This window comes from Aporhodopirellula rubra, assembly GCF_014192335.1.
In the GTDB taxonomy this organism is placed as follows: Bacteria; Planctomycetota; Planctomycetia; order Pirellulales; family Pirellulaceae; genus Rhodopirellula; species Rhodopirellula rubra.
Window position 1 is genome coordinate 110,711 of record NZ_JACHXU010000004.1, and the last position, 12,465, is coordinate 123,175.

Below are 12,465 nucleotides of genomic sequence, written 5' to 3' on the forward strand. Positions count from 1 at the left end.
GTTCTCTTTCCAAGACTCCGTTACCGAGTAGAAGATTCTCATGCCAAACGAAAATCCCAAACCGACCACCACCGACGGCGGGATTCCAGTCGCCAGCGACGAGCATTCACTGACCGTCGGCCGAGACGGCCCGATCGTCTTGCACGATCACTACCTGATCGAACAAATGGCGAACTTCAACCGTGAACGGATCCCCGAACGCCAACCTCACGCAAAGGGATCAGGTGCATTCGGATTCTTCCAAGTCACCGCCGACGTCAGCCAATACACCAAAGCCGTCGTCTTTCAGCCTGGCGCCAAGACCGACACGCTGATGCGATTCTCAACCGTCGCGGGCGAACGCGGGAGCCCGGACACATGGCGTGACCCACGCGGATTTTCGATCAAGTTCTACACTCCCGAGGGGAACTACGACATGGTCGGAAACAACACGCCGGTTTTTTTCATTCGTGACCCGATGAAGTTCCAACACTTCATCCGCTCGCAAAAACGACGAGCCGATAACGGGCTGCGTGACCACGACATGCAGTGGGACTTCTGGACGTTGTCCCCTGAATCGGCACACCAAGTCGCGTGGTTAATGGGCGATCGTGGGATCCCCAAAAATTGGCGACACATGAACGGCTATTCCAGCCACACGTACATGTGGGTCAACGCAGCGGGAGAAAGGTTTTGGGTGAAGTACCATTTCAAAACCGACCAAGGAAACGACTTCCTCACGCAAGACGAAGCCGAGCGAATCGCCGGTGCCGATTCAGACTATCACCGCCGCGACCTCTTCAACTCGATCAAGAATGGCGACCATCCGAGCTGGACGTTGAAGGTTCAAATAATGCCTTTCGAGGAAGCGAAAACGTATCGCTTCAACCCGTTCGATTTGACCAAGGTTTGGCCGCATTCTGACTACCCACTGCACGAGGTCGGCAAACTCACCCTCCATCGCAACCCGACCGACTTTCACACCGAAATCGAACAAGCTGCGTTTGAGCCTAACAACATGATCCAGGGTATCGGCGCGAGCCCCGACAAGATGTTACTCGGGCGCATGTTTGCGTACGCCGACGCCCACCGCGCTCGCATGGGGGTCAACTACAAACAAATTCCCGTCAACCGTCCACGATGCCCCGTCCATAGCTATAGCAAAGACGGTGCCCTGCGAGTCGACAATGTTACCGACCCGGTCTACGCGCCGAACTCCAAAGGTGGCCCGAAGGCGGACGGCGAACGTTTCCCAGACTCGGCAACGTGGTCAGCCGACGGTGAATTTGTTCGTGCCGCCTACACACTCCGCAAGGATGACGACGACTGGGGACAAGCAGGCACGTTAGTACGTGAGGTGATGGATGACGCCGCACGCGACCGTCTCGTCTCAAACGTCGTTGGCCATCTCAAGCAAGACGTTACCGAACCCGTTCTCAAGCGTGCCTTCGAATACTGGCGAAACATTGACCAAACGGTCGGAGACCGCATCGCCAAAGGCGTCTCCGGATAGAGCGTTTCCACAATTGATGTAAACTCACCATCCGCAGCCCGTTCGCCCGACGGTAGTCCACCGTCGGGCGACGGCAAAGCCCACATTAATGAATATGACCTGGGTTTCTATCAAACACCAAATTCGTGATCACACCCATAATGCGAACTCAACACGTGCTCGAACCGAGGAATCGGTTGACGGCATTCTTCTCGTTCCGGTTCTCTGCAGACGCGTGATTCGATAGCGATCCCTTGATTTCGCGTTCTTCTCCAATCACGCACTTCGAGTGTCTAAGATTCAGTTACGATAAGATGAATCTGCGTGGAAAATTCTAAGCAGACCATTGCCACCACTCATGCGAGGTCCAAGGATTCAGTTGCGGGCGAACCGCTCGCGTACGTAACCTTCAGCTTCGCAACGCTTGAGTTGGGCAAATGATTCTCCAAAAAGAGCATCACGCATTGACCGCTGCGCCGCAGTCACGCCGCCACCCCTATGATCTTGGAAAACGCTCTCCCGAGGCATCGATGAGTCGAACCGCCCAACAGATCGCTGATGATATCCGGGGATTTGTCTCGTCATCTTATCCAGACATGGACGTGCGGGTCGAGCATTGGCAGCAGGATCCATCGCGTTTAGCCGTCTACTTCACAGACGCAAAGTTTGCACTGATCTATCCGTACCAACGTTGGCACTTTCTCGCCAACCTGATTCCCTCTGACTATCAAGAGCAGAATCTTTCAACGTCGGTTTGGTTCGAACTGGCGCCCGGCGAATCGCCTGACGATTTAAGTTACCCCGACGAAGAATTGATCGCGGATATCACACCCGACGTCATGCGAATCCTCACGGCGATCGGCTTCTTTCGCAAACTCGACGACATCATGTGCCCCAACGACACGACCGTAAGGCGTGCTCAGTGTTGGGGTGACTATCGCAACGCAAAGCCTCTCCTATTAAGCAATGGCATCACTGAAAACGAACTCTTCGATGTCTTTCACGTTTTGATGCTTCAGGGCGGATTCTGCGACTGCGAAATCCTTTACAATGTGTTGGATGAGAACCGGCTCAAAGCGGAGTACTGGCAGGCCAAGTCGAGTGGGATCGAGCCATACGATCCACATCAAAAAACGTGAACCCGTACGCTCCTCCCAACGCCGAATCGCTCGACTTCACACGAACAGGAGTGACGCTGATCCCGCGTCCACTCGCCCGGCATACGAGCAAAGTCGTTTATCGATTCGGTCTTTTTCAATTTGTCTGGCCCATCGCCATCGCCTACTGGACAGACTCACTGCCAATTGACATTTGGGCATTCTTTATCACATCGAATGGGTTAAGCGTCCGTCCGAGTTCTTTCAAACGCATCCCGTGGACAGCTTTGATGTGCCTTATCTACCCGATTGCCTTGATCGGATCCTTCACTCAATACGACCCGTTTGACATTTGGAACTGGGTGCCGACGCGTTTCTCGCCCGTTTTTTCTCTGCAGCTACTCTCGTCGGCATGGGCCTTCTACGCGATCGCATGCATTCTCCGTTGTCACTTCGCACATCAACGCAAAGACATTCAATCTCACGATGCGTTCTCCTCAGACATGGCCGATTGACGGAGGCCACTCGCCCTAAAATCTCATCCCGCTCAGATAGCCAATACTGATTCTGCTACATTTTGAGGTCGTGCAACGTTCTGACGAACAGCCCCCACAAACGACGACCATCAGTAAGAATATGAATAGGATCACCTCGCGAGTCATCACGGCATGTTGGATACTACTGGCCCTGTTGGCGCGTCCTTCTGTCGGACAGGAAGACACGAAACCCGTCACGCAACCAACCATCGAACTGCCAAACAAAGAATCGTTTCACCTGTTTGTATTAGCAGGCCAATCCAACATGGCAGGACGCGGCGAAGTGACCGACGCCGATCGCCAACCGCACGACCGAGTGTTCATGTGGACCGAGGACCAGCAGTGGGTGCCCGCGATCGATCCGATGCATTTCGACAAACCCAAGATCGCGGGCGTGGGACCGGGCCGATCTTTCGGAATCAGCCTAGCAAACTCGCATCCTGATATCTCCATTGGGCTGATCCCCTGTGCGGTCGGTGGATCGCCGATTGAGTGTTGGTTGCCCGGAGGATTCCATGAGTCAACCAAAACACACCCCTATGACGACGCGGTCAAACGCATCCACGCCGCGGCAAAACATGGCACGATCAAAGGGATTCTGTGGCACCAGGGCGAAGGTGACTCAACGCCGAAACGCTCCCAACAATACAAGACCAATCTGCTCGACGTCCTCAACGGATTGCGTGCCGAATGCGGGAGCGATCCGGTCGTCTTGATCGGCCAACTCGGACAATTTCCCGAGCGTCCCTGGAATGACTCAAGACGCCGAGTGAACTGGGCTCACCGACAGGTCGCACTTGAACTGCCCCATGCCGCCTTTGTGTCATCCGATGGGTTAACGCCCAAGCCAGACAACACACACTTCAACCGTTTTTCGGCGGTCTTGTTCGGATACAAATACGCCGAGGCCTATCACAACCTGCAAAACGCGATCCCGCATGATCAAACCGACGCTGTGGTCGACGCACCCGATCAACTGAGAGACCTTCTTCGTCGCGACGAACCGCTCGATTCCAAAGCGGGCCAACTATTTTCTTCATGCCACGCTTGGTTAACTCCACAGGAACGCTTGCAAGCGGTCAAGCGGATTAAGGAACCGGAATTCTGGGTCGCCGAAAACATTCGCGGCTATCCTCTCGCCGAACAGGTTGCCTTGCTGAGCGTGACTGATTTTTCGAACGCGTCCGATGAATTGGCACACCGAGTAGCCGACGTTTCCACGATGTGGGCCGTAACGGATGTCGATGCCACTCGGCAATGGTTATCAGGAATTGAGTCGGACTACTGTCGTGCTCACGGGTTGGAAGCGGTGCTAGCAACCATTCACGAACGAGCCCCATTGGCGAGCCTTGATCTGCTTCGCCGCCTTAATGATCAGGAAGCCGAAGACTTGATCGGTTACACGGAGATGCCTGAGTTTGACCTCGATGCTCAGACGTGGGCCAAAGAAGTTGCGAAGTTTGAATCGGATCGTTTACGCAGTTTTCTGCAATCAGGATCCGTGGTTTGGAAGTTGGCAACGGAAGATACCGATGCCGCGCTAAACTACATCGCGGGCCTCCCTCAGGGCCAACAGAACCCACGACAAGGATGGCAGATCATCGCAACTTGGATGCGTCAAAAACCGTCACCGCCTTCCCTGATCCTTGAGTGGATCGAAACGCGTCTTCCGGAGCATCTCCGTTCGGACGACCACTACCAACTGATTGCCCAGTGGTGGCACCCGATCGATCGTGCCAGTTTGGTGGAGTGGATCGATAGCCTGCCGCCGAGCAAACGTCGTGACGAAGCCTTGCAAGGTTTCATCGGCGAAGAATCCCATGCCGACATCGATTCCGCGTATCAATGGGCGAGCCAAATCCAGAACGAATCAGATCGCCGGCTAGTCAATGCCCGACTCTTGCGACGCTGGCTCTCTGATTCCCCCGATATCGTTGGCAAGCTACTGCCAAACGCGGACGTAACGGACGAAGATCGACAGGACCTCGAACGACGACTTCGCGGCAAACGGTAGCCCACCGAGGCTCGCAGCGAAAAATGCCACACGGCTGTTCTCGCCACGAAAAGGGCACGCCGAATTGAGACCACGCCCCCCGCAAATCAAGATTCCTCAAGCCGCGCGTCGAGAATTCACTTCTATTAAGCGAGGAAGCCTGCGCGAGTTTGCACGCGTTCAAAAAGACACATTTTTGGGCCGTCAGACTCATCCCCACGCTTCCAAACCTTTCGATGAACGAAAGTGAAGCTGACAATGACTGACTGGTTGAGAACTGCCTGGAACGCCCAAAGCCGGAAACACAGTCAATCTCGAAAACAGCGTCACCGCCCCAAATGCCGCCGTGGACTCCAACGCCACGTCGAATCACTCGAAGCCCGTCGCTTGCTCGCCGCCGACGTTATCAGCCTCGAAGAAACGCAAATACTCGCCGAGCACGCCAAAAGCATCTGGGAGTCTACTGGACTTTCCAGTGAGCAGATTCAGGAACTGGAAAGCCTGCAGTATCAGGTGGCGGATCTCGGCGAGAACAAACTTGCTCAGTATCGGGTGGGTGTGATCACGATCGACGACAACGCGGCCGGGAATCTGTGGTTCGTTGATCAGACGCCGTTGGTCAATGAAGAGTTCCACGAAGTGAATGGCGTGTTCACACCTGATACTGCTACGCTCGCGATGGGCAAGATGATCTATTGACGGCCTTGTTGCATGAACAGGATCATGCACTGGGGCTCGACGGCCGTGTTGATTCCAGCGATGTGATGAACGATGGACTGCAGAGCGGAGTCAGGCGACTGCCCTTCATGGATCAAGCCGCTGAGGTCGATCCGGGGTCGATTCAAACCGTCGAATATTTGACCTCCGTTTCCACCGGTGGCAATCAGTTGATCGACAACCGGATGCCCTACGGCACCGTGAACCATGCCGTCGCGCTGACCGGCCTGTTTCCTAGCCGCAATCTCACCGATGGCGAACCGATGATTGGTTCGGAAGAGATGTTTGCAGGCAATTTTGCGCCGCGCGGCTATGCGTTAGCACATGGCCAGCTGCTACAGATTGCTCAGAACTCGGCCTTGAATCCGACATCGATTCGACCCCCGACTCAATTAGGGCATCCACATTCGGACTAACTTCACTCAACACGAAAACCGTCGCTGATCCCGTTTCCGTAGATCAGTGGGGACTCGCGGTTGACAAGGCATTTGAGCCGCACGAAGAACCAACCGACGAATCCGACCTTCCTTTCTGGGAACTCGTCAACGATCTCTTTTAACTCAAATCCTATGCTTCGGAAGCGTTCAGGCGGTTCTCATCCTTGGAAATAAAGGTACGCCACCAGGATCGCCACGATGACGGCACCTGACGCCAATACGTCCACGGCATTCCAGCTTTCCCGAGTCTCGGTTCGTTGATCATCCGTCAGGGTACCAAACGTCAACCCGCTGATCTTTTCGTAATCAGGTGCTTTCGTGGCATAGCTAACCGCAATCATCACAATTGCGCTAACGGCCAAAATCAACATGCTGTAATACTGGAAGAACGTGTTGTTCATGACCCACAAGAACGATCCTTCCGTGTACGCAAAGTCCTCCATCAGCTTCACAGGAGTGTCAATTGCAAGACGGAACAATCCCATTGCAAAACCGACCAGCAATGCAGCCAAGCACCCGGGCCCGTTGAGCCGTTTCCAAAAGATTCCGAAGAAGAACACAACGAAAATGGGCGGAGCGAGGTACGCCTGCACGCCTTGCAGGTAGTCATACAATCCGCGGCCACCCTGAATCACTGGGATCCACGCCAAACCGATCAGCACCATCACACAAGTCGCAATTCGACCGATCCAAACGAGTCGTTCTTGAGAAACGTTCGGGCGAAGCGGCGAATAGAAATCCATCGTGAACAACGTCGCCGATGCGTTGAAGACCCCCGCGAGCGAACTCATTAACGCCGCGAGCAAACCGGCCACCACTATGCCTCGAACTCCGGCGGGAAGGACCGTTGCCACCAAGAGTGGGAATGCCTTTTGTGCTTCCTCGCGGATCACCTCTCCGTCGTCTCCAATCAACACGTTGCTGATCCCTTCGGACTGTCCCGTTGTCGCCAAAGCGAAACAGATCATGCCGGGAATAATGAAGATCAAGACGGGGAGGAGCTTCAACAACGCGGCAAAAATCGATCCGCGGCGAGCTTCCGTTTCATTAGGCGCCCCCAACGTGCGTTGAACGATGTATTGGTCCGTACACCAGTACCAAAGTCCAATCACGGGAGCACAAAACAGCATACTCAACCATGGATAATTATCGTTGAAATACCATGCCATCCGGCCCTCCTCGCGAACCGGAGCCCATGTCGCCTCGACACCCTCGGGAACCAGCGGCTTCCAAAGATTGAACATTTCCGAACCGCAAATCGCACGCAGTTCCGACCAACCTCCCAACGCCTGCAAACCAAAGTAAGTCACCAAGATCGAGCCCATGATGAGAATCAATGTTTGCAGCGCTTCCGTGTAGGCCACCGCTCGCAATCCGCCCAACACCGTGTACGCCCCGGTCAACACGATGACCAAAATCGACCCGATCCAAAAACTATCGAGCGGTCCAAGACGCATCTCCGGCAGCAATACCGAAAACACAATTCCGCCCGCAAAAATTCCAACGGCAATCTTGGTAACGACATACGCCACCAGCGAAATTAACGACAACACCCAACGGCACGCCGGGCTGTATCGTTTCTCCAGAAACTCCGGCATCGTGAAGACTTGAGACCGCATGTAAAACGGAATCAACACCCACCCGAGCACCAGCAAACACCACGCGTGAAGCTCGTAGTGAGCCATCGCGACACCATCGCTGGCCCCCGAACCGGCCAACCCAACGAGGTGCTCTGAACCGATGTTCGAGGCAAAGATGGACGCACCCACCACCCACCAACTGAGATTCCGCCCGGCTAGAAAATAGTCGTCTGCGGTCTCACTGCCTTTCGCGATCACCCACCACGCAACCCCTAGCAGCACCGCGAAATAGAGGGCGATCATCACCCAATCGATTGTTTCCATCATTGGCTTTGGTCCGAGTTTAAACTCTAAAATGAAATGAAAATCATCCCCAGCGTGTTACAAGGGATAATCTGAAAACGAGCCATGCGGACAACGACTCCGCATCCTCGCTACAGTTGTTGCTTAAATGATCGCAAATGGGTGTCGCCGTCAATAAAAAGGCACTCGACATCCATCATTTCTGCGAAATCTTCGATCGTCTCGCTCGTGAGCGATTGACTGAAAACGGTGTGATGAGGTCCGCCGGCATAGATCCACGCGGCTGCCGCAGTCTTCAAATCCGGACGTGGTGCCCACAACGCACTCGCCACCGGAAGATTCGGTAACGGATGCTCGGGCGCAACCGCATCAACCTCGTTGACCAACATCCGAAAACGATCCCCCATGTCCAACATCGCGACATTGATCGCCGGTCCGGGCGGCGCGGTAAACACCAAACGCACCGGATCAGACTTCCCACCAATGCCGAGCGGATGAATTTCGCAGGTTGGTTTGCCGTTCGCAATCGAAGGACAAATCTCGAGCATGTGTGCTCCCAAAACACGATGCCCATCGGGATGGAAATGATAGGTGTAGTCCTCCATAAATGAAGTCCCTCCTTCCATTCCTCTCGCCATAGCCTTAGCCACACGGACCAACGCCGCGGTTTTCCAATCACCTTCTCCTGCAAACCCGTATCCGTCTGCCATCAATCGTTGCACCGGCATACCGGGTAACTGGTCGAGCCCGTGCAAATCCTCGAAGGTGTCCGTAAACGCGCGAGCGCCGATTTCGTCGAGAATGCTCCTCAGACCGATCTCAACTCGAGCGGCATAGACCAAAGAATCACGTTGTGGCCCGTTGGGCTGCATCGAATCAGCGACGCGATACAGCGAATCATATTCGGCGGCGAGCTGTGTCGCCGCCGCGTCGGAGACGTTCTCGATGTGTTGCACCAAATCGCCGACGCCGTAGGTATTCACCTCCAACCCAAACTTCATCTGCGCCTCGACTTTGTCACCTTCGGTGACCGCAACTTGACGCATGTTGTCCCCGAAGCGAACAACCTTCAGGCTTCGCATTTCCGCGGCGCCGATTGCGGCGCGCGTCCATGATGCCAGGCGGGCATGCACGTCCTCGTCCTGCCAATGTCCCACGACGACTTTCCGCGGTTTTCTCATCCGTGTGCAGATGAATCCGAATTCGCGATCACCATGAGCCGCTTGGTTCAGATTCATAAAGTCCATGTCGATCGTGGACCAAGGCAGGTCGCGGTTGAACTGTGTATGCAGATGAGCCATCGGTTTATCCAATACCGACAATCCCGCGATCCACATCTTTGCTGGCGAAAACGTGTGCATCCAACAAACCACCCCAATGCACTCGGGAGCGTTATTTGCATCACGGAAGACTTGTACAATGGAATCAGCGGTCGTGACCACCGACTTAAACACGACTTCAACCGGCAAACGGTTCGCCTCGTTCAAACCGGCGACCACCTGGCGGCTATTGTCAGCGACTGTTCGGAGAGTCTCTTCACCATAAAGGTGTTGACTGCCGGTGACGAACCATATTTCTTGTGTGCTGTTTTGCATCGCGTTCACTAGTTTGAAATTCATTAGTTAGGTGAGGTGCGTGTTGGACGATTGTCCGTAGGTCGCCGTGGGACCGTGTTTTCGCTGATAGTGTTTATCCAACACATAGGATTCGAGCTCTGTCGCTTCCGAATTGATTTGCATCATCCCCATTGCCATTCGAGCGACGGCTTCTAACGCGACCGCGTTCTCGACGGACTTTTGTGCGGTGCTGCCCCATGAAAATGGGCCATGACCGGCGACCAATACTGCTGGCATCGACGCGGCATCGATTCCTGCAAACCGCTCGATAATGACACGCCCTGTGTTACCTTCGTAGTCGGCCTCGACCTCATCGGCGGTCAACGCACGCGTTAGGGGAACGGTGCCATGAAAGTGGTCCGCGTGAGTCGTCCCATAACACGGAATCTCCCGCCGAGCCTGGGCATACATCACCGCGCACGAACTGTGAGTATGTGTAATGCCACCGATCGACTGAAATTGCCGATACAGCAATACGTGCGTCGGCGTATCCGATGATGGGTTGTAGTCGCCTTCGACGCGTTTACCATCGAGGTCCACAACTACCATTTGTGTCGGATCCATACGGTCGTACGGGACACCACTAGGTTTGATCACGACCAATCCCTGTTCGCGATCGATCCCACTGACGTTTCCCCACGTGAGTGTCACGAGCCCTTGGTCGACCAAATCAAGGTTGGCTTTGAAAACGCTTTCTTTCAGTTCCTCTAACATGATTCGTTAGCATCCTCCGAGACTCGGCGACGTATCGCGATCAGATCCTTCATGACATTGTCAATTCCGCCGGTAGAGTTGCTGGTACCGAACGCGTCGTGCAGTTGCTCATAGAGCCGATACAACTCCGCGTAAACTTTGACCGCTGACTCACGTGGATAGAAAACAGTTTCTTTCGTACCCGTCATCTTTTGCTGGGCCGCCGAAACAGTCGGATGAGCTCCGCCGACGACGGAGCCAAAGATGGCCGCCCCCAGTGCACAGGTTTGTGCCGAACGGCTGATCTTCATCGGGCGATTGCAAACATCGGCATAGATTTGCATCACCATCGGATTCTTTTCCGCGATCCCGCCGCAGTTGACGACCTCTTCAATCTTCACACCGTAGGATTCAAAACGATTGATAATCGTCAACGCCCCAAACGCAGTCGCCTCGACGAGGGCGCGGTACATTTCGGCAGCCGTTGTATGAAGCGTTTGCCCCACAACCAAACCACTCAACAATGGGTCGACCAACACCGTTCGGTTCCCATTGTTCCAATCCAGCGCTAGCAGTCCGCTCTCACCAGGTCGCAACTTTTCAGCCTCCCGTGTCAGCGAGACGTGAGGATCTCCCGTCGCTGAATGATTGCCGGGAACCAACTGCCGCACGAACCAATTAAAAATATCCCCGACTGCAGATTGGCCTGCTTCGAGCCCGTACATTCCTGGGAGGACAGACCCGGGCACGATCCCACAAACCCCAGGAATATCTGCAAGTGGTTGGTCCAACGGCCAAACCGTAATGTCACAGGTACTCGTGCCCATGATCTTCACCAACGTCCCCGGTTTGACACCGGCCCCGACTGCACCCATGTGAGCGTCAAAGGCACCGACCGCGACCGGGATTCCACTAGGCAACCCAACACGCTTCGCCACCGCCTCGGTGAGACCGCCGACCGTTTCATCACACGTCGAGGTATCCGCTCGATAGTGTTCGGCAACCTTTGCCAAACCAGCGTCGAGTTGGTTCAAAAAAGGTGCGCTCGGCAATCCTCCCCAATCAGGATGGAACATCGCTTTGTGTCCAGCCGCACAAATACCACGGGGGATGTTCGCAGGATCGAGATTGCCCGTGATAAAACCGGGAACGAAGTCGGCCAGTTCTACCCAACCATAGGCGGCTTCGAAAACGCGTGGCGACGTTCGTTTGCAATGCAAGATCTTTGCCCAGAACCACTCGCTCGAATAAACGCCGCCACACTTATCGAGATAGGCCTCGTCACCTTCAGAAGCTCGCGTCGTGATTTCAGCAGCTTCGGACGCCGATGTATGGTCTTTCCACAACCATGCATACGCAGCCAAATCATCTTCGAACTCGGGATTCATCGATAACGGCAAACCATCGCGATCAACCGGTATCGGAGTGGAACCTGTGGTATCGACACCGATCCCGATCACCGACTCAGGTGTGAACTCGCTTCCCACTGCGGCTTGCTCGATCGCCGAGACTACGGATGCATAAAACCCTTCGATATAGTCCGCCGGGTTCTGCCGAGCCAAATGGGGATCTTTCGCGTCGAGCAGAATACCCTGTTCGCCACTGGGATAATCAAACACTGCGGATGCGATTTCCGCTCCGTTGCTAACGTCGACAATCAAGGCCCGAACGCTATTAGTCCCATAATCGACGCCAATCGTATACTGTTTCTTTATCGACTCGCTCATAAACCGGCGTCCTGAAAAACCATTGGGGCAAAACTCTTTGAGCCACACGTAAAACAACCAAAGCCGGACACCAACCCGCGTCTGGCGAACCGCACCGGCGTGATCGACAACACCACAATCGATCTACGTGGAGGTTAGAACCTCAAAAGGCCAGTCACAAGTCAACGGCTGCGCAATAAAATGTCGCAATTGCGCACACATTGCATCCAATCGCTACCACGAGCAGATCGAGCGAACACCGATGGCAACGAACGTCACCAAGAATCGCAAACGGATCACCGACGAAAAACCTCGA

General features: G+C 54.6%; 10 protein-coding genes. 6 read left to right on the top strand and 4 right to left on the bottom strand.

Annotated features, from left to right (window positions below; translation table 11 throughout):
* Positions 1–40 precede the first annotated feature (40 nt).
* From FHS27_RS07000 to FHS27_RS30995, 6 genes are all read left to right on the top strand, one after another.
* On the top strand, positions 41–1,492 hold the full coding sequence (locus FHS27_RS07000; RefSeq protein WP_184303515.1) for a catalase: 1,452 nt from the start codon (positions 41–43) through the stop codon (positions 1,490–1,492).
* A gap of 416 nt (positions 1,493–1,908) precedes the next feature.
* The gene (locus FHS27_RS07005; protein ID WP_184303518.1) at positions 1,909–2,610 is read left to right on the top strand and encodes a DUF2695 domain-containing protein; all 702 of its coding nucleotides are present in this window, start codon (positions 1,909–1,911) and stop codon (positions 2,608–2,610) included.
* Positions 2,607–3,083 carry a hypothetical protein gene (locus FHS27_RS07010; protein WP_184303519.1) on the top strand — a complete coding sequence of 159 codons (477 nt, stop codon included), beginning with the start codon at positions 2,607–2,609 and terminating at the stop codon, positions 3,081–3,083. Before FHS27_RS07005 ends, FHS27_RS07010 begins: the two co-directional genes overlap by 4 nt.
* 121 nt (positions 3,084–3,204) lie before the next feature.
* Entirely contained in the window at positions 3,205–5,118 is a 1,914-nt protein-coding gene (locus FHS27_RS07015; RefSeq protein WP_184303521.1) for a sialate O-acetylesterase, read from the top strand.
* 237 nt (positions 5,119–5,355) lie between these two features.
* The gene (locus tag FHS27_RS07020) at positions 5,356–5,796 is read left to right on the top strand and encodes a hypothetical protein (protein ID WP_184303523.1); all 441 of its coding nucleotides are present in this window, start codon (positions 5,356–5,358) and stop codon (positions 5,794–5,796) included.
* The gene (locus tag FHS27_RS30995; protein ID WP_246419231.1) at positions 5,793–6,230 is read left to right on the top strand and encodes a tail fiber protein; all 438 of its coding nucleotides are present in this window, start codon (positions 5,793–5,795) and stop codon (positions 6,228–6,230) included. Before FHS27_RS07020 ends, FHS27_RS30995 begins: the two co-directional genes overlap by 4 nt.
* 179 nt (positions 6,231–6,409) lie before the next feature.
* Here FHS27_RS30995 and FHS27_RS07030 read toward each other — a convergent pair whose 3' ends face one another.
* The 4 genes from FHS27_RS07030 to FHS27_RS07045 form a co-directional block, all read right to left on the bottom strand.
* Positions 6,410–8,158: a sodium:solute symporter gene (locus tag FHS27_RS07030; RefSeq protein WP_184303526.1), complete on the bottom strand. Its 1,749-nt coding sequence runs from the start codon at positions 8,156–8,158 to the stop codon at positions 6,410–6,412.
* Between the two features lie 107 nt (positions 8,159–8,265).
* Positions 8,266–9,753 (bottom strand): L-arabinose isomerase, encoded by a 1,488-nt coding sequence (gene araA, locus FHS27_RS07035; RefSeq protein WP_221224931.1) that lies wholly within the window; start codon positions 9,751–9,753, stop codon positions 8,266–8,268.
* A gap of 3 nt (positions 9,754–9,756) precedes the next feature.
* Positions 9,757–10,464, bottom strand: coding sequence for an L-ribulose-5-phosphate 4-epimerase AraD (araD, locus tag FHS27_RS07040; protein WP_184303528.1), 708 nt, complete (start codon positions 10,462–10,464; stop codon positions 9,757–9,759).
* Positions 10,458–12,170 (bottom strand): ribulokinase, encoded by a 1,713-nt coding sequence (locus FHS27_RS07045; RefSeq protein ID WP_184303530.1) that lies wholly within the window; start codon positions 12,168–12,170, stop codon positions 10,458–10,460. The genes araD and FHS27_RS07045 overlap by 7 nt, the downstream gene beginning before the upstream one ends.
* Between the last annotated feature and the right edge of the window lie 295 nt (positions 12,171–12,465).